Here is a 19428-nt window from a genome sequence, read left to right as displayed (position 1 = left end):
ATCCCTCATCCCTCAAAGCGTTCCTAGTCCTTCGCTATTCTTGGGTTCTGCTGGAAACTGAGGCTCTTTGCTGGCCGTACATTGCCCGTAGGACAATGGCTGGGTCTATCCACTGGTTGGAGTATCTCAGCCCCCAGTGCAAGTGCGGGCCGCTCGTACGACCGCTCATACCAACCCGTCCTATCCGGGCACCGGCTAGGATCTGTTGGCCGTGCCAAATTTGCAGTCCGCCGGCGCGATCAATGAGATAATTCCGACCGTTGGCTTTGGCGACTTGACCTTCCAGGTGGCAGTAGACGTGTTCCCAGGGGCCAGATTGAATGACAAGGCCGGTGCCACATCGACCATCATCAATGACTTCTACAACGACGCCGGCCCACCAGTTACGGATATAGCTGCCTTGTGGGGCAGCGAGGTCAAGTCCGTAGTGAAAATCTCCATATCCCCGTGGGCCAAAGGCAGAGGTATAATCTTGAAAATTTTCTACAGGAAAGGATGCACCTTGCCAAGTGCTGCCGGTGGCAACTTGCTGTGGTTCACCGGCTTGCGCTCTGATTGGATCGGGCTGAGAGCCTAAGGCAACTACAGCGAACACACTTAAACCGGCCACGAACAATAAGCGTCTCAGACGCGCTAAACCCATTCCCTTCATTATGTGACACTCCTCAACCGCCAGGTGAGTTTGAGAACAACGCATTATACTATATTTTGATTCTTGTCAAGCAAAATGCTTGCAAATTCATTAAGCCCACTAACTTAATTCAGTCTTCAAAGCTAGCCCATCATTCCAGTTCAACGCACCCGATCCGGAAGACTATTAAAGCATGATTTGAGTTCAATCGTGCAAAAAATTCAGGCGGAATTTTAGGTTAAAATCTCACAAAGGCTAAAATCTTTAAGAACTATTACCAATACCTTGCTTTAAATGGTTTTTTGACCGATGCTGACTGAAATATTTCCGTTTAAGTTCGCTCTCGATGCCACAGTAATCGCTGGGGTGAGTCTGTGGTCGCTGGCTCTGTATTTGGGCTTCTCGCCGGTTAGTGAATGGGTGATAGAACAGCTAAACCGCTGGTTTAATTTTGCTGAGCGATCTCTTTACACTTCTGCCGAGGAGTTTGACAGAACTCGTGCCGGTCGAGAAGCGCAAAATTCATTCTATGCTTCCCTGTTTAGCATTGTGCCCTTTTTCCTAGTAGGTGCGCTTTGCAACTACGGCGTGGAAATTGGTTTGGGGCGCAGTTGGGCGATCAGTATGGGGATGATTGCCTGTATTGGTTCTGGAGTCTATGAGTTAGGGCGGCGAGATAGCCGATCTTAGATTTTTAAATCTTAGGGTTTAAATGGGTAGCAATTGCCCATGACCAATTAGCAATTCGCTTGGGATGTTTCCAGTTGATTTCTGGCTGGAATATTTGCGAATTTACCCGCATTTTTGATTTGAGTTATTGCTAGAAGCTTTTGCTTTTCGGTTATTCCTGCGGAATGTTCGCAATGAAAGGATAAATCAGGATATGTCTTTGGCAATTTTAGCCAGCGTGCAACTAGAGACACAGTGGCGTTTACCTTCGGCAATTTTAGCCAGCCTACAGCTATTGTTTTGGGGTTATATTCCTGCTGTTATTTTGGGAGTTCCCATTGCCATTTTGATTGGAAAGAACCGCTTGTCTTATCATATATTTAGGCGACTCTTTCAAATACCCGGCACCATCCCTTCTATTGTTTTATTGCCCCTCGCCCTCCTTGCCTTCAAACAAACGCAGATTGCGATTATTTTTATCAGTTTTATCAGCGCTCTTTTACAGATTATTATTCATACTTCAATGGGGGTACGACAGTTTCAACAAAATTCTAATAGCTTGGGTGTTTCTTATATTTTTACAGGTTTAAGGTTGGGGATTCGGGTAGCATGGTTTGCCGTGATTGCTGCGGAAATGCTGGCCGGCACTAGAGGAATCGGCTTTTCAATCTGGGAGGCTTATAAGCTTAAGAAAGTTAGCGATTTAATTGTGGCAATTCTTTATCTCAGCATTACCAGCTTCTTGCTCGATCAGCTTTTAGAATTGGGAGGATATGTTGCTTCTCAGCTTTTCCCTGAAGAGCAAAAAGAAGATTCGGGTGATTAGGAATTCTTAATTTTCTGGCAACCGATTTAGGATGGCTGTAGCTCAATATTATTCCTGCGACTAAGCGAACGCAACCTGCCGGCATTCCTATCGAGGTGGGTTCTTTAACTGTAAAGGCATCTGCCGGTTGGATGCAAAATGGATATAGAATCGGCAGCAATTGCACTCTGGAAGCTTGGGAATTGTCAGTTGGACAGCACTTTGATTTTCTCCTAAAATTATTAATAAACGATGCTGCAAATTTCTAACACCGTGAGCGTCCCGGAACCTGAGATTGAGATGAGTGCAGTGCGCTCTCAGGGTGCCGGTGGACAAAACGTGAACAAGGTATCAACCGCCATTCACCTGCGCTTTGACATCATGGCGTCCTCATTGCCCGAACCCTACAAAGAGCGACTGTTGAAGCTAAATGACCAGCGCATTACCAAGGAAGGGGTAATAGTAATCAAAGCTCAAGAACACCGTAGCCAAGAGCAAAACAAAGAAGAAGCGTTGCAACGGCTGCAAGAGTTGATTAAACGAGCAGTGGCATTACCCAAACCCCGCAGAAAGGGCAAACCAACTCGCAGTTCTCAAAGGAAACGTCTCGATAGCAAAACTAAGCGAGCACAGTTGAAGACGATGAGGGGAAAAGTCACGGATGAACGAGAGCATGACTAGATCGCTAACAGCAGCAATTAACCCCCAGTAACCTTGAATGGAAGGAACTCGTTATTGTTGAAGAGAGAAGCTTCCGCTGGGCGAACTGGGATATTGACCCAGAACAATTTGCGGTGCAGACCTAGAGTGTCGAGCGCAACCGTCACCGGCACTCATCCTATCACCAAGGCTGACCGCTATGGATTGCTGGCTGCGCTGCTGGATGAATCAATTGCTTCTGAATATTTCACCGCCATTGACCGGCTGCTTTACTCTCTACGTCGTGGTCGGGTTGAAGTGACTAATCAACTGTCTCTCGTGAGCGTTTAAAGAATTGCTATTACATAACCTGCGATGTGCCGGCGAGGAAACTCAGCAGCCTGTGACTTCAAGATGAATCGCTAAATATTGGCAATGCACAATCATCACTCCCTGCATGAGGTGAGTGAGTTGTTAAGATGTGTAAAGTATCTTTATTCTTAAGCTAGATTTGAATATGCTGACCGAAGCGCAAGTCTCAGTCAACCAGCCGAATGAATTTCTTGCCGGCGGCACTGACCCGACTCGATTTGACTGCAAGGAAGCCTGGTATCCTGTCCATTATGTTGAAGATTTAGACAAGACTAAGCCCAATAAGTTTACCCTGCTCGGTCAAGACCTGGTGTTGTGGTGGGACACTCAAGCTAACTGCTGGCGAGCTTTTGAGGATCAATGTCCCCATCGGTTAGCGCCGCTTTCTGAAGGGAGAATTGCTGAAGATGGATTGCTGGAATGTCCCTATCACGGCTGGGCATTTCAAGGGGATGGTGCGTGTGAGCGTATTCCGCAAGCGCTGACTGGGACAGCACCAGAACAATCAAAACGGGCTTGTGTCCAATCGTTGCCGACTGCGGTGCGCCAAGGATTGCTGTTTGTGTATCCGGGTCAACCGGACAATGCGCCAAAAGTTGCAGTCCCAATTATTGAACCGCTTGAGGAATCGCCTGACGGATGGATTTGCCTCAACACATTTCGGGATCTGCCCTATGATGCGCTGACACTACTGGAAAATGTGCTGGATGCCAGTCATGTGCCATTTACGCACCATGAATCAGTCGGCAACCGCGCCAATGCTGCGCCGGTTGAGTTAGAAGTGCGCTCATCAAGTAAGCAAGGTTTCACCGGCTTGTGGGAAGAAGGCCCACGCAAAGGCACATTAGGGCAGCAACACACTCGCTTTATTGCTCCCAATTTAATGTGGCATGACCTGACCTCAAAGCAGTTTGGCAGAACCATGACCGTGGTTTATGCTACACCGATTCGTAAGGGTGAGTGTCGGGTGTTTGCTCGGTTTCCCTTTAAGTTTTCCTCCAAACTTCCCGCCTTTTTTATCAAACTAACCCCGCGCTGGTATTCCCACATTGGGCAAAATAACATCTTAGAAGATGACCAAATCTTTTTGCATTTCCAAGAGCGTTATTTAGAAGCCAAGGGGGGTAGTGAACACTTTAACAAGGCGTTTTATTTGCCTACGAAAGCAGATGCCTTTGTCTCACAATTACGTCAATGGGTGAACGTGTTTGCAGCTGAGCCTTTTCCTGGTGAATCGTTGTCGCCGCCGCTATCTACTGAAGTGTTGCTTGACCGCTACCATTCTCATACGGTGAATTGTTCGAGCTGCCGTGGTGCGCTTGCCAACTTGAAGCGAATTCGATTGATTGTGGCATTCTTAGGCATAATTTTGTGGGCGATTCTGCCGTTATTGAATCATGCTTCTGTGTTCCTAAATTTGCTGCCGGTTACTGCGGCATTGGCATGGTGGGGGTTAGGCAAGTTAGAGCGCCGGTTTTATGAGGGTCGTGCTGTACCACCGCGAAATCTACCCCAGAAGAAGTGAGCGTTACCACGAACAATTAGTTAATCTCTTGTGGTGAGTTGTGAAATTTTTACTGGCCGGCTTGATGCTCTCTACGAGGTAGCTGCTGCTGTTGAATCTACTGGAAGACTAGAACCAACAAAAGCCATTGTGGAGTCTAAACAACCACAACAAGGAAAATCATAGCCGGCAATAGAAAAGAGAGGGGAAAAGTCACAGATGAACGAGAGCATGACTAGATAGCTAACAGAAGCAATTAACTCCCAGTAATTTTGACTTGGAAGGAACTCGTTATTGTTATGCAGTCGCCTGCTCATCGGATGGAGTGGCGGTTGAAGAGGACAACGGGGTGCGATAGCTAAGTTAGCTGTCGGAGTGTTCAATTGTAAGGCAAGGCCAAGGTATAGGATGCCGGTGTTGTGGGTGGATGGGTGGTATCAGCGTTGCTTTATGAGGTTTGCACAAATGGAGAAGTATCAAAAGGCGTTGATTAGATATATTTAGATATATAAAGATATTCTTTAAATCATTCGTAGCGCCTCTAAGCCTGCCATGATTTCCTTTTGGCTTTCCTCAATAATTGCGATAAGTTCTTCCGGTGTTCGCTTATCCGTCCGATCTGGTGCATTAGGATTAGTAGCCTTAATGTTATAGACTGCATCATGGATCGCTTTGGCTTTAGCTAGTAATTCTCTTACTTCTTTGTCTAGTTCTTTAATTGTTTCGTCAAGGTCTTGATACTGCTGGGTATTCTCTTGTCCAGCTTTTTTCATTGCTTTAAGAGTTTCCCGATGTTGCTTAATTTTTTGATTAAACTCCTCTGCTTCCTGCTTGAGGGTATCAGATTTAGCTTTCGCTTCCCGCTTTCTTTTAGTAAAGTCTATTGTCCAACTTCGCTCACTTTCACGCCCTGGATCGTTTGGATCTAAGGCTAATCGGGCAAAGAAATCATCGAAATGTTCTGCTAAAAGTGGTGTTTTTTTACCAACTTTACGGTCTTCTAAAGTTGCTGTCATGGTTATATCGTAATACCATATTTTATCGGTTTGTTTACCCTTGGTAAAAAATAGTAAATCTGTCTTGACATTGGCTCCTGCGTTCACAAAGACACCAGGAGGTAAACTGACAATACACCATAAATTACAATCACTTAGCAGTTTGCGTTTGGTTTGGGTAAACGCATCAGTTTTGGTGTGAAATAATAGCCCTTCGTCAATTACCATGCCGCAAGTCCCACCATCTTTGAGATGGTCAATTAAACCATCTATAATATGCTGCATGAAAAGAACTTGGGCTTTATTGCACTGATATTTAAAGTTTTGCTGTGCTGCTTCGCCTTCTTTACTGCCGAAAGGGGGATTAGTGAAGATATAATCAAACTGAGCAGGTGCGCCCTCAAATAACTCTCCGTAGGTAGCAATTCCCGTTAAAGTGTTGCCGTGCCAAATTCGGGGTAATTCTATGCCGTGTAATACCATGTTTGCTAAACAAATAGGGATAGCTTCTGGGGCATCTTCTCTTCCCCAAAATGTTTCAGTTTTCAGAGTTTTAATCTGCGTACCCGTGGGCTTTTGAGCCATTATATACTTGAAGGCTTCAATTAAAAATCCACCTGTACCACAAGCAGGATCGTAAACTGTTTTACCGATTTGAGGATTTACTGCCTTAATAATGACACGGATGATTTCGCGAGGAGTAAAAAATTGTCCACCGTCATTTTTTCTGTCCCCCATCCGAAGCAATAATCCCTCTAATGCTTGGGAGATCGGAAATATATGTTTATCGCTCAATTCGGCTTGTGACAATTTTTCTACCTCATCGAGTACATCCATGAGGTTTGTTTCACTAGAAATAATCGTTTTTTCTTTGTTGCGGAATATCTCAGCGATAACTCGCTGTTGCCCAGTTGGGGTGGGATTTTTATCAATGTCATCTAAGCTTTTTAAATAGGGGAATAGTTCTTCGTTAACAAATTTCAGCACTGAACCTATTGCCCCTGTTTGTAATTCTTTACGTTTATCACCAACCACCCAATCTCCCCAACGGTAAGGCTCTTTAATACTGGCAGAAAATTCTGTTCCGAGCGTTACTGCTTTTATTTTCTCTTTTTGTTCAGCGACATCTAGGGCTTTCAGAAATAGCATCCAGGTCAGTTCAGGTACATAAAGCCGAGCGCCTTTGCACTTGTCACGGCGTAAAAGATTGCAGATACTCCAAATCGCTTTATCCATTTGGGCCTGGGTTGTAATAACACGCCCCTTAGCATTAGTTGATTTTTTATTTTTTGCCATATTTGTTTCACCTTTTAGTTCAAATTGTCAAAATTTTATGATTACAGGGCGATTGCGCTGACCGCGTCTCCTTTTCTTTTAATCTTCCTGCTTATCTTCTTCCTCCCATTCTTCAGCCTCGTCATCTATATCTGGCCGTTCGTCTAGTTCCGGTGGCTCAAATATGCCAAAGACTTCGCGTAGGTATGCTTTGGGTAAGGCATTGATTGCTTCTAATTGTTTTTCAGCAGTAGCAATAATCGGAGCTAATTTTTCTATACGGCATCTGAGGCTTTGGGCGAATTCAATTTGATCTTCTTTAGTCTCTGGTAGAGGGATTTCTAGCGCTTTTATCTCTTCTAAAACAATATGCTTAAGACCTGCGCCTGCTGACTGTTCATCAATGCGACTTTGAACCAAGGGGCTATCAAGAGCGTAAAAAAAATATTCGCTGTCTATCCGATCTCTTATTGGCTTAATTAAAGCAACACTTACAAAGAAACTAAACTCGCGGGCATCATCCACTAAACAAGGGATACCTAAAGTTCCATCTTTTGTCATTAAGATATCACCAATTTCTGCTTTTCCACGACGGGTAAACTCTTCATGGTCTTGAGGCGAAATATATTGGAGGTTGTCAAAAGATAACTTTCTATTTCGAATATTTTGTACAGTAACAAAAGGTATTCCTTGCTTTACATAAGTAGGTGTAGCATGAGGGCCATCAATAACTAACGATGTAACTTCATCAATCGTAACTATGGGAATTTCTTGTATTTCTAAATCAGTAAATGCTTCACGAAGTATAGAATCCCGTATTGCCTTAGCTGCTTCTAATTGACGTTCTGCGATTCGCCGCATTCGCTCTGTTTCTTCCATTTGACGCTTAAAACGAGATGCGAGCGCTTTCTGTTCTGACAAGAGGGGGGGTAAAGGAATCAGTTGCGTACGAACTTGTTCATCATTAACTGCTGGATATAGTGCGCCAGATACTAGATTAGTCAAACTATCTACAAACCTTGTACTCTGAACAAAAGCAAATAGATAGTTGGGATCTAAATCACTGTTAGCACGCAGTACACAAAAACCTGTGCTGCATATTTGCTCATTTAAATCAGGCGGCACTAATGCAACTGCATTTAGATTCGGTCTAGTAGTCGAAACAATAACATCATTTGTATGAATTACTTTACGAGCTCGACTTGGTGCATCTTTTCCTAGTAAACTTTGAGAATTAATAATGCGTTTAGTTACATTATCAACGCTGGATATATCAACGTAGATAAAAGATTTGTCTGATTCCAAGCTAGGATCTCTAGTGCCGGTATCTTTTTCACATAATGCCTCTAGTTTCACCAAGTTCCAACTTTTGTGAAGTTTTTTCAATTCCATCATGCACTCAAAAGCCTCAATTTTACTTCTTGAATTAACTGTTCTGGCGGAGTATCTAAACCGATTAACGCTTCAAAACCTCCGGCATTTCTTACCTCATATTCATCATAAATCGTTGTGTTTTCGAGTTCCTCAATACCACCTTTCTCAAATTGTCTCGTGATCGCACTTAAAACATTAGCAGTTGGTTCCGGTAATTCCCGCAACCAATTACGATTTTTATAGCTAAAAGCCGCAGTTCTTTCAGCACGACTCTTAGCAGCAATACCATACACTAAATCTGCCAACACATCAAATAAATCGCAATCCCTCTGATCCTGCAACTCTCGAATTAATCGCAGGGATAATTCCCCTTTTGGCAGATTTTGCAACAACTTACGCCGCCTGGGGGTAACAACCCAAACCTTCCGTAACGAATCTAAATTCTCCGCTTCAGCCAGTATCCTAGCCGCTACCCGTTGCTTATACTCTTCCACTGGTACTAAAACATCCGTCCCATCTTCGTTACATAAAATTGATTTACCTTCACCTGCCACACTAACCGTAAACCCTTTAACCTGAATCAGATTAGCTTTTCGCCGTGTTGGTCTGTCCTTATTGCTGCTATCTCCTTCTGGCTGATTCCCTTCACCTTCTTCATCCCCTCCTGTTGTCGGTTTATTGCGACTCTCAAAAGGTTGACCGAATAGGCGCGTAGCATTTGTATAATCATAAATTCTAAACATCACCTTCGATCCTGATGGATCGCCGATTCTGGTTCCCCTTCCGATAATTTGATAAAACAAAATAGGTGATTCCAAGTAACGAAAGAAAATTACATTTTCTAAATTAGGAAGATCCACCCCAGTTGACAGTAAATCAACCGTTGTCGCAATATAATGGCTTTGTTTACTATCTCTAAGCTCAGGAATTAGCTTTTTTGCAGGCGGTCTTAAGTCTGGATTGCCAGTACACATAAAAGCAAACCATTCACACGATTCAATTTGCCTCTGCTGACACCAGCGAGAGTAAATATTATTCAGTTCAATTGCAACATTTGAAGCATGAGCATCACTAGCACAAAAAATAATTGTTTTTTGATACGGTGTTCCTGTATCTAGTAAATGTTGAAAAATATCCTCGCTCATCGCGGTTACTCTATCTGGTAAAAGCAGCAAGCGATCGTAACTTTTCACACTATAACTCGGTGCAATATCCCCAGGATTTACAGTTTTACCTGTATATGGATCGATAACCGAGCGCATCTCAATATCTTCGCGGGTAATTTCTATTTGATCTAAATCTACTGCACGGCGAATAACTTCACAAGCCGCTAAATAGCCGTCTGCTTGACCTTCAGTAATCCCATATTCATAAACAGGTTGACCGAAATATTCTAAATTATGTGCTGTAATTTCTTCATCGTCCTGTCTAGCTGTTTCTCCTTCACCGCCGATAATTATGCGAGGTGTTGCTGTTAAACCAATATGTACTGCCTCGGAGTGATCTTCAAGAATTATACTCCACGAACCCCAAGCCGAGCGATGGCACTCATCAATAATAATATGGCTCAATGGTAAATCTTTAAAATATTGATTCCAAAACAGCGGTTCATTTTCTTCTTTGCCTAATAAAGTTTGGTAGCTGGCTACAAGAATCCGAGCATTTGTATTAGGTTTATCAGTCGTGACAACTCTAGCGTTATCCTCAAAAATTGCCATTAGTTTGCCTAGAGCTTGGCTGCGAAGCTCGTCCCGATCTACTACAAATAAAGCTCTAGTCAACTGCTCTGATTCTGCCAATTTATGCAGTAATTGAGTAGCTAAAATAGTTTTACCTGTACCCGTAGCCAGTTGAATTAAAATTCTATTCCACTTATCACCTCTTCTGGCAATTTTTTCTAAAGCCGACCTAATCGCTGCATCTTGGAAATAATATAAAGCTCTAGCTCCCCCCTTCGGAGATATAAATAAAGCACGGGCAGCATTCGTATCCAACTTAAACCCTTTAATAGCTTCCCATCGGCTGCGTAAATCTTCAGGCGTTGGAAAATTAGCTATATCCAAATTCGTTTCAATTTGTCGCGTATCTTCACCCCATGTTGCATATAAATGCCCATTAGTGGAAAAAACAAAGGGCACATTAAATCGTTTTTGGTAATCTAGTGCCTGCTGTATCCCTAAACTTGGTAATTTATTTTCTGCCTTGGCTTCAATCAGCGCGACAGGCAAAGGTTGATTGCCTCTCGTGGCAGGCAAACACAACAAATAATCAACTCGCTCACTACGCTTACGAGGTTTACCGTCAATAATATCGACTCCACCAGGAGTTTTTTCACGTCTGATCAGGTTGGCTTTCCAACCTAGAGAGTCTAAAACGGGATCAATTAGTTCCTTGCGAGTCAGGTCTTCGTTACGAGACATAAAAACTATAACTACTGATTAGATATTAATAACTCGGGTTACGCCCAAGTGAAATTTAGCTATCTCTTTAACCTAGATGCCAAATGCTGATGAATTTGATTTAACCACACCGGCATCACCGGCACACCAAATTTTAAGAATGCGAGCGCCTTCTCCACATCAAATCGCTAGCAATCGCTATTTTCAAAAATAGCTTAAATTACTTTCGATGAAGGCTTTTCAGATAATGGACACAACTGGACTCGAACCAGTGACCCCTACGATGTCAACGTAGTGCTCTAACCAACTGAGCTATGCGTCCGAACGGATTATCAACATAACATACACTTCAACACCGGCGCAATACTTTACAACTTAAAATTTTTCTTCACCTCACGCTTCCACCACCGGCGACATCCGCCAAATCTTAATCGTCTTATCCTCACTGCCACTCACCAGGGTTTGACCATCCGGACTGAAAGCAACCGAATTCACTGAGTAAGATTCCCCAGAAAGCGTGTGCAACAGCTTGCCGGTGGGCAAATGCCAAATCTTAATCGTCTTATCCCGACTACCGCTAGCGAGGATCTGGGCGCGGGAACTCATTGCCAGGGTATTCACCCAATTTGAATGACCGGCAAGGGTGCGGAGTGGAGTTTGTTGCAATTGCCCACCATTCCCCAACTGCCACAGTTTAATCGTCTTGTCCTCACTGCCACTAGCAAGGGTGAGAGAACGGGGACTAATTGCAATAGAACTCACCGGATCGGTATGACCGGCTAACGTGTGCAGCAGTTGCCCATTCGCCAAATTCCACAAGTTAAGGGTTCTATCCCAGCTACCGCTGGCAAGAATCTTCCCGTCTGGGCTAAAGGCGATCGCTCTCACGCCGTCAGAATGCCCCGTCAGGGTGTAGATCAGCTTTCCAGTTGCCAGATGCAAAACTTTAATCGTCTTATCCCAACTCCCACTCGCCAGCGTCTTGCCATCCGGACTGAAAGCAACCGACAGCACCCAGTCTGAATGACCTGTGAGCGTACATAATAGTTTGCCGGTGTAAAGCTGCCACAGCTTAATCGTTCTATCCAAACTGCCACTGGCGATCGTCTGCCCATCTGGACTAAAGCAAACCGAGGTGACATCATCTGAATGACCTGTGAACGTACCCAGATGCTCGCCGGTTGCTAGCTGCCACAGTTGAATCGTTTTGTCAGAACTACCACTGACAAGGATCTGACCATCTGGACTAATCGCAACCGAATTAACAAAGCGCGAGTGTCCCGTAAGAATCTGAACCCGTTTCCACGTCGTCGGTGCGTTGAAAGGAAGAAAGCTATCTGCTGTACTGGTAATCAGCGGTTTGGATGCCGGCCTAACCGTGATGGGTGGCGTTTGCGGCATTTGAATGCCTCTCATCGGCAAGGTGGCCGGCACATGGGGTGAAGTTGCCGGCTTCAAGGGTTCTGCTTTCAAATCTTTCAGCACTTCCGATGCCGACTGATAGCGATCATTCACCCACTCTTTCAGCATTTTGTCTAAAACTTGCGCGAGTTGAGCGCTGACATCTTTCCCTTTTTGCCTTAGCACCGAACGCCACAGCCACCGTCCATTCAGCGGATCAAATAATTCTTCGAGCGCTGTATGAGTCAGCAAATGAATGCAAGTCACGCCTAAACTGTAAAGGTCACTGGCTGGATAGGCTTTGCCACTGCGAAGCTGTTCAATGGGTGCGTAACCTTCTGTACCGGCTCGCGTTCCCGTTCTGGCAAAACCTGTACTGCTTAACTGTTTGGAGACACCAAAATCAATCACCACCAGCTGCCCATCTCTGCGACGTCTGATAATATTCATCGGCTTGATATCGCGGTGGATGATTTGGTTTTCATGGACAAACTGCAACACCGGCAGCAAATCATTTAACAGCAGCCGGATCTGTTCTTCACTAAACGCCCCTTGTTCTTCCAACTCCTGCCACAAATCTTGCCCTTCAATTAGCTGCTGCACCAAATACAAGCTTTTATCTTGTTCAAAATACGCCAGCAAAGCCGGAATTTGCGAGTGCTGTTCCCCCAGTTCCAGTAAGCGTCTCGCTTCTTGCTCAAACAGCCCAACAGCCTTAGCCATTGCATCAGAATTGCCTTGAATTTCCGGTGCCGGTAAAAATTGCTTAATCACGCAGCGAGCACGCAGCCGGTGTTCATCGACTGCCAAAAAGGTTCGCCCCATACCCCCCTGCCCGATGGGCTGAATGGCACGGTAACGATCTTTGAGTAGTAATTTTGTCCCACAGCTCAGACAAAACTTAACCGTAACCGGATTCTGCGGCTGCGGGCAGCTCGGATTGAGGCAATAGCTCATATTGGCAAGGAATCAGCAGATTGAATCTATGTTAAGTTTTCCCGTACCCCAGGCGAGGGCATCGCTGGTGCGCGGTTTGAGTAACGCCCTTTGGCTGTGTTGTTAGCGCTTGATGCTTATTTGTTGGGGGATGTTCCAGCTTGATGCCGGCAGCAGATCACGGGTCTTGGCAGTGCAGAATTAAATCCTACTGCATCTTTTCAAAATATTTGCCTGTTTGATGCCGGCGTCAATAACTCGATATTTTCATCACTTAACCGCTTAAAAATATTCGATTTTACGATTTTAGGTAAAAGTGCCCCGACTGCTGTGGGGCTGTGTTGCAACTTCTGCCACAAATTCTGCTCCTTGTTCCACTACCGCACCCACGCTAAATGCTGTTATCGATTAAAGTATGGTATTGTAGCGCGAATAAGCAGATGTCGCATCCTCTTCCAAGGTCGAGTTTAACCGTTTAGATTACCGATTTCATAGGAAAAGTCTTGGTTACTAAAAAAGATTACGGCATATTTCTTACAAAATGGGGTGAGGGCTAACATACCGTTTCTTTTAAAAAAATTATAATAAAAGAGAAATGTTTTAAATAAAATGCCTGATTATTGGAATTGAAATTCTTTTAAAGGTTTTTCACCGATGGGATAGGTTAAGAAAAAAAGCCGACTTACCCGAATTGCAATGAGCCGGCTTTGATCCCAAGTATCTAAATTCCTTCAAACTCAAGTTACTTCAGTTTTTCTCGTGCGAATTTCAATAAATCTTGGGCTTCTGAATAAGCGGTTGTGCCGGTTTTAACGTTTTCCAAATCGGTGATAATTTCCTGTAGTTGGCCGGCTATCGCACCACTTTCAGTTTCAGCACTGGCTAAACGTTGCAAATTTGGAATCGAACGTTTTGCTCGTTGCAGCGCTTCCACAGATTCTTGCTCAGCTTTCTGGCGCGTGGTGACAATTCCCAGATTTTTTTGATATTGAGCAATTTTCCCAACAGCATCGGTATAGCCAGAATCTTGTAATGGCACAAGCTTGAGTTGATGAATTGCTTGTTCCCACAGATCAGCAATCTGGCCCCACTCATCTGCACTATGGGGCGGATTTTGGGAAGATTCTGCTGCTGCCATTGCAAATGTTTTGGCAGCTTCAATTAATGTATTTGTGCGCTGACGACCGGCAGTGTCTCCCACCACTTCTGCAAAATCGCGTTGAGCAGCTTGCAGTTTTTTCCGTGCCATGAGATTTGCTAAAGTGGATTCTGGAATCTCTCCCATTTGGTCAATACTGACTTGCCAAGCCGCAATCGCTTTTTGTTGATCTGCCCCTGGTTTAGCCTGCTGATATTGCTGTTTGGCGGCGTTCAGTCCTTCTTCTGCTTGAGATAACAAAGTTTGAGCATTCTTTTCTTGGAAGATTGTTGCTTCCATGCGCCCGATCTGTTTACGGGCTTTTTCAAATTCATCATAGGTAAACTTCCAACTACAGCCAAAGAAACTGCAATAAAACTTCGGTTCATAGCCCAAAAACCACACCGGCAGTCCGTTCAGGTGTTTTTGCGCTTTCGTAACTTTTTCTGCGCCTAAATTAATATCAGCCGGCCCGCTTGCTTTGTTAACCAGTTGGTCTGCCTGTTCCACCAAGGAGATGGCTTGCCGGTAGTCGTTATCCATCTTAATGTAGCTGGGCAGCAAGATCAGAGGTGCAACTGAAGCCACCGGCTTACGAATCATCGGAAATGGGAGATTTGCCACCCAGATAAACCCAGCCGCGCCGGCAACGGAAACGGTTGCAAACATGAGTAAACCGAACATTCCCTTCGGCTTGTTGGCATTCGCCGCCTCCTTCAGCACTTTCTCATTGAAATTTGGCAAAATATCGCTCATTGTCTGACGCAATTCTGCAAAGGTAGCCGGCGATCCATTTTGCATCCGCAGCTTTTCTAACCGCTTCAGGGCAATATCCCGCTGTACTTTGCCGGCGATATCATTTCCAGAGCATTTAAAGACTTCGACCCGCAAAATTTCAAAAGCGCGATTATTGAGGCGAGACATAACGACACAACCTTACTGATTGATTGCTTTTAGAGTGCCCGCCAGAAGGCCGCTAAGCTACAGCAATCTAGCGCGAGCTAAAGAAATGCTTTTTACTGTATAACCCTGATTAAACAATTTACCCCAATCGGTTAAATTTTCTTAATATAAAATGAGCCGATTTAAAGTCGTGCATCAGTCTGTTAGTATTCTCAAGCTGCTACACCGACCAAGTTTGCGTGTCAGCTTCAATCGAGATTCTAGAAAAGTGTTGGAATGCTGACAGTAAATAATGCGAGTTCTAAGCCAGTAAAAAGCCAAATTTCCATTACAAACTTCGCCCATCACTGTGGCTCAGTAAATTTTCAAAAGAGGCATGGACAGCAAACCGTTTTCTTCGTTGATATTGGATGGTCTGCGCTCTTTTGGGCGCTTTTGCCGCTCTGAAGAGGGCCGCTGGCTCTGGTACATTATGGCAGCGGCAATTTACGCAACAATTCTGGTGTTACCGCTTCCAGGTTTTTCAATAGAAGCTAGGCGATCATTAGCTGTCTTTGGCGTGGCTGTTTTCTTGTGGGCGACTAATACCCTACCACTCGCTGTCACCGGCTTGTTGATTCTGTTCTTATTACCCTTTAGCGGCGCGATTTCTACGAAAAGTACCTACGTTTACTTTGGCGATCAAGCGGTGTTTTTCGTGTTGGGCGCACTGATCCTCACCAGCCCCATTATGCGATCCGGACTCAGCACTCGTTTAGCCCTAGCGGTGGTGAGCCGGTTTGGCCGCAATCAAAGTGCGCTGATATTGTCTATTTTGGGTTTGGCGGCGGTGATGTCTTGTTTTATTAACGCCCACGCAGTTGCCGCGATGCTGTTCCCAATCGTGCTTGAGGTCGTCCGCGCCGCCGGTGGCAAGCCGGGAGGGAGTTTTGGTTTTGCGGCTTTTTTGGCGATGGCGTGGGGTGCGGTGATTGGTTCTAATACAACGTTACTAGGCGGCGCAAGAGGGCCGCTAGCTTTAGGAATATTGCAGAATGCTACCAACCAGACGATTAGCTTCGTGCAGTGGACACTGTGGTCAATTCCAGTGGTGCTGGTACTGTTGCTGGCAGCCGGCATCGTGCTGGTGATCGCGGGGCGAGGCGAAGAGGTTTCTCTACCGGCAGCACAGCAGTTTCTAGAAGCCCGCAATAACAAGCTGGGTTCCATTTCCCGGCGGGAAATTTATACTGCCGGTGTGATGCTGCTGACGATTGTTCTATGGATCTTTCAAGGAGATCGTTTAGGACTGGCAACAGTAGGATTTTTAGGGGTGTCCTTGGCATTTGTGCTGGGCATTGCCGATTGGCGCGAGGTAGAGGAGGATGTAAATTGGGGAATTTTTGTGATGTATGGCAGTGCGATCGCCCTGAGTGCAGCATTGCGAGATACCGGCGCAGCGGAAGCGCTGACAAAGCAACTACTTGCTTTGGGAATTGAATCACCCCTATTGATTTTTGCTGCGGTTGTACTCATAGCGCTTTGCCTGACAGAGTTTATGAGCAATGCGGCAACGGTGGCAATGCTGATGCCGGTGGCGCTATCTTTGGCATCTAACTACGGCATCGATCCCCATGCGATTACACTAGGTGTTGTTGTGCCTGCCGGCTTGGGCTTCATGTTTCCCGTTAGCACGCCGGCGATTGCGATCGCAGTCGGCAGCGGGTTCGTGCGCCCCCTAGCCGTCTTGCGCTTAGGAATTTGGCTGGATATTCTCACTTTTTTGGTTTTTTTAGCGATGAGTAAACTGTACTGGCCTCTCGTGGGTTTGAGGTGGTAGGATGGCGACCCAGGTGCTCGTGTTGACGAACCTCTATGCTTACGAAAAAGGACTGAATCGGGCGCTGGAGGCAGCTAAGCTTGCCGGTGCCGGCATGAATGTGGTGTTTTTAATCGATCCGGGTTCTGTCGCTGATATAGTGCGCGGCTTGGGCCAGCAAGGTTGGCTAGGTTCTGGGGCGTTGCGAAATCTAGAAACTTCGATGTTAGAAGGCTATCGCGCTTTGGCTACAGACATTCTAGAGGAAGCGCAAAGCCGGTTTTTTCAAGCGGGGATTGCTGTGGAAACGAATGTTAAAGAGATGTCGCCTCAAAAATACATTCAAGACCTTTTAAATCAGAAACCTACAACGGTTATGGTGAGCGGTTCCTCGTCGCTGGCTAGCAAATTAGAGAAGATGTTAGGACAAATCGAATGGATTGAGGAAGAGTAATTGACACTGGCTGCCGGTACGATTGCCCAAACGCGGGGTGATGGAAAGGTGGACTTTTCAGCGATGTCGGAAAATGACCGGCCACCTAATCCGCACTTTTTGTACCGGCTTGCAGTATATTTTGGATTTTGGACTGCACGCAAGGCTAAAATCTAAAGTCTAAAATCTAAAATCGCAAAAAGTCGAGAGTTGAGCAAAGATGGAACAACGTGGGGTGACAGTGTGGTTTACAGGACTCAGTGGTGCCGGTAAGACCACGATTAGTCGGGCAGTGGAAAACAAACTGCGCGAGCGCGGGTACTTAGTAGAAGTTCTCGACGGGGATATTGTGCGTGAGAACTTGACCAAAGGGTTAGGTTTCAGTAAGGAAGATCGGGACGAGAATATCCGCCGCATCGGCTTTGTAGCGCATCTGTTGACCCGTAATGGGGTGATTGTCTTAGTTTCTGCGATCTCGCCCTATCGTGAGATTCGGGATGAGGTGCGCGGACGGATCGGGGATTTTGTTCAGGTTTATGTGAATGCGCCTCTGCAAGTGTGTGAAGATCGCGATGTGAAAGGGCTTTACAAAAAGGCGCGGGCGGGACAAATTAAGAACTTCACCGGCATTGATGACCCGTATGAGTCACCCACTGACCCGGATGTGGAATGTCACACCGATCAAGAGAGTGAGGAAGAAAGTGCGATGAAGGTTTTGCAGAAGTTAGAAGCAGCCGGCTATCTTCCTAAGTGAAGTGTGAAATTGGGCCGGCAGGTGTTTGAGCCGGTAACTATCTAGCGATGATGCCGGTTATCTGTTCAAGTGCGAAGGGTGCGACAGTTCACCCTTTGCTTTTTTAAGCACGATCCTAAAGGTGAATGCTGTGGAAAAACAGTTTAGAAGATAGAGAGGGAAAGGGGAAGTATCAAGAAAACTTTTTACTTCCTAAACCCCTATCCCTTGCCTCATTCCTCAGTTATGGTGAATGACGATAACAAAAGCCATCCATTTCGGTGGGCGCAGTTTTGCCTCATGCTTTTATTCGTCAATCTGCCAAGGATCTTTTGTAAACTCTTCATCCAAAACTTTTTTCGGACGCATGATCAGGATGACTCGCCCAATAATGGGAATGTCGGGGTTTTCTGGAAACCACTGCAATTGCGCTTGGCCGGCAGTTTCTACTAAAAAGTAGTTGTTGGCATCCCATTCTTGCTGGGTTCTGTCTACAACGATTAACACTTCTTCGGGTTTGCCGGGAAGTGGACTAGGCAGTTGTTCGCTGTCACACAAAATGACGATGGGATCTTCGGCTTGGCGCAGCACTTGCCAGCCGGGGATGGGAACCCAGGCTTGGTTTGCGACTGAATGAATGATTTTAAATGGCCCGGTTTCCTGCACCGGCATCACGGCTTCCAATTCTGCTGATGTCAGGGGCATCTTGCCGACAATTGGCAAAACTCGGGGCAGTTCATCGGAGGTTTCCAGACGGTAAACCGGCAAGCGAGGGGCCGGTTGTGATGACACTACGCTAAAGTCTGTCAGCAGTTTCTCTACCTGTTGTCTGGCTGTCTGAGTGTGTGCAAACCTCAAGCCTTGAGCAATGAAACGTGATCGCTCTTGTAAGTCGGCTTTTTGTTTGGCGAGTTTCCAAAAGTAATAAGCAGTAGCATCACCCGGATGGTTGGTAAAGCCTTCTGGTAACTTCCCAAGCCGAGAGAAGTCTTTGATCGCTTTAGCAACATCACGCGCAGCTTCGACATCCAGCGATTGGGCAACGATTAATTCGGCGGCGGCGGCGCGTTCTGGCTGCGTCAGAATGCGTAATTCATACAGGATCTCACTGCCGCGACGCTCAAAGTATTCTCGCGCTGCCTCTGAAACGCCGGTACTCACCATTGAGCTGTAGACTTGAGCACCGACGATTACTTGATTTTGCTGGATCGGTTCAAAGCCGGTTTCTTCAAATATTTCCTGGGGTTGATAACCGGCTTTTTGCAGGGTTTGGCAGGCTTGTCCCCATTCTACCCAGGTGCCTTCTTTGCGCCGCAGGGAGAATATTAAGTCTTTATGTTCGGGATTTGGGGTGTCTTGTGGTGTTTCAGTCATCGTAGGAGCCAGCAAACAAAGGTTTTATCACTTAGCAATTCGCAATGCG

15 protein-coding genes and 1 tRNA gene are annotated in these 19428 nt (G+C 45.6%); 8 read left to right on the top strand and 8 right to left on the bottom strand.

All coding sequences use genetic code 11. The annotated features are described in order from the left end of the window. Positions 1-34: 34 nt before the first annotated feature. Positions 35-652 (bottom strand): M23 family metallopeptidase, encoded by a 618-nt coding sequence (locus H6F73_RS09845; RefSeq protein WP_190758608.1) that lies wholly within the window; start codon positions 650-652, stop codon positions 35-37. Positions 653-940: 288 nt separating this feature from the next. Between H6F73_RS09845 and H6F73_RS09840 the strand changes: the two genes are divergently transcribed. From H6F73_RS09840 to H6F73_RS09820, 5 genes are all read left to right on the top strand, one after another. Continuing rightward, positions 941-1321: a hypothetical protein gene (locus H6F73_RS09840; protein WP_190758607.1), complete on the top strand. Its 381-nt coding sequence runs from the start codon at positions 941-943 to the stop codon at positions 1319-1321. A 193-nt stretch (positions 1322-1514) separates the two neighbouring features. Continuing rightward, positions 1515-2126 (top strand): nitrate transporter, encoded by a 612-nt coding sequence (locus tag H6F73_RS09835; RefSeq protein ID WP_190758606.1) that lies wholly within the window; start codon positions 1515-1517, stop codon positions 2124-2126. A 231-nt stretch (positions 2127-2357) separates the two neighbouring features. Next, positions 2358-2786 carry an alternative ribosome rescue aminoacyl-tRNA hydrolase ArfB gene (gene arfB, locus H6F73_RS09830; RefSeq protein ID WP_190758605.1) on the top strand — a complete coding sequence of 143 codons (429 nt, stop codon included), beginning with the start codon at positions 2358-2360 and terminating at the stop codon, positions 2784-2786. Between the two features lie 126 nt (positions 2787-2912). After that, the gene (locus H6F73_RS09825; protein ID WP_242072502.1) at positions 2913-3095 is read left to right on the top strand and encodes a hypothetical protein; all 183 of its coding nucleotides are present in this window, start codon (positions 2913-2915) and stop codon (positions 3093-3095) included. A gap of 166 nt (positions 3096-3261) precedes the next feature. After that, entirely contained in the window at positions 3262-4641 is a 1380-nt protein-coding gene (locus H6F73_RS09820; protein ID WP_190758604.1) for a Rieske 2Fe-2S domain-containing protein, read from the top strand. A gap of 500 nt (positions 4642-5141) precedes the next feature. On the opposite strand, the gene H6F73_RS09815 is transcribed toward H6F73_RS09820, so the two are convergent. From H6F73_RS09815 to H6F73_RS09790, 6 genes are all read right to left on the bottom strand, one after another. Further along, positions 5142-6911: an N-6 DNA methylase gene (locus tag H6F73_RS09815; RefSeq protein WP_190758603.1), complete on the bottom strand. Its 1770-nt coding sequence runs from the start codon at positions 6909-6911 to the stop codon at positions 5142-5144. Between the two features lie 78 nt (positions 6912-6989). After that, positions 6990-8285, bottom strand: coding sequence for a restriction endonuclease subunit S (locus H6F73_RS09810; protein ID WP_190758602.1), 1296 nt, complete (start codon positions 8283-8285; stop codon positions 6990-6992). Further along, a complete protein-coding gene (locus H6F73_RS09805; RefSeq protein ID WP_190758601.1) occupies positions 8282-10684 on the bottom strand; it encodes a DEAD/DEAH box helicase family protein in 2403 nt (800 codons plus the stop codon). The genes H6F73_RS09810 and H6F73_RS09805 overlap by 4 nt, the downstream gene beginning before the upstream one ends. A gap of 227 nt (positions 10685-10911) precedes the next feature. Then, positions 10912-10985: transfer RNA gene (locus tag H6F73_RS09800), tRNA-Val, on the bottom strand. A gap of 71 nt (positions 10986-11056) precedes the next feature. Then, positions 11057-13021, bottom strand: a complete 1965-nt coding sequence (locus H6F73_RS09795; RefSeq protein WP_190758600.1) for a serine/threonine-protein kinase — start codon at positions 13019-13021, stop codon at positions 11057-11059. Between the two features lie 721 nt (positions 13022-13742). Continuing rightward, positions 13743-15062: a hypothetical protein gene (locus tag H6F73_RS09790; RefSeq protein WP_190758599.1), complete on the bottom strand. Its 1320-nt coding sequence runs from the start codon at positions 15060-15062 to the stop codon at positions 13743-13745. A gap of 355 nt (positions 15063-15417) precedes the next feature. Between H6F73_RS09790 and H6F73_RS09785 the strand changes: the two genes are divergently transcribed. From H6F73_RS09785 to cysC, 3 genes are all read left to right on the top strand, one after another. Beyond that, positions 15418-16860: a DASS family sodium-coupled anion symporter gene (locus H6F73_RS09785; RefSeq protein ID WP_190758598.1), complete on the top strand. Its 1443-nt coding sequence runs from the start codon at positions 15418-15420 to the stop codon at positions 16858-16860. Between the two features lies 1 nt (position 16861). Further along, a complete protein-coding gene (locus H6F73_RS09780) occupies positions 16862-17293 on the top strand; it encodes a hypothetical protein (protein ID WP_190758597.1) in 432 nt (143 codons plus the stop codon). 199 nt (positions 17294-17492) lie between these two features. Continuing rightward, positions 17493-18026 (top strand): adenylyl-sulfate kinase, encoded by a 534-nt coding sequence (gene cysC / locus H6F73_RS09775; RefSeq protein WP_190758596.1) that lies wholly within the window; start codon positions 17493-17495, stop codon positions 18024-18026. 285 nt (positions 18027-18311) lie between these two features. Here the strand turns inward: cysC and H6F73_RS09770 are convergent, their stop codons facing one another. Beyond that, on the bottom strand, positions 18312-19379 hold the full coding sequence (locus H6F73_RS09770) for a RuBisCO accumulation factor 1 (RefSeq protein WP_190758595.1): 1068 nt from the start codon (positions 19377-19379) through the stop codon (positions 18312-18314). Positions 19380-19428 lie beyond the last annotated feature (49 nt).

It is taken from the genome of Microcoleus sp. FACHB-68 (genome assembly GCF_014695715.1).
Taxonomy (GTDB): domain Bacteria; phylum Cyanobacteriota; class Cyanobacteriia; order Cyanobacteriales; family Oscillatoriaceae; genus FACHB-68.
The sequence above is the reverse complement of the archived record's forward strand: the minus strand, read 5'-3'. Positions and strand labels throughout refer to the sequence as shown.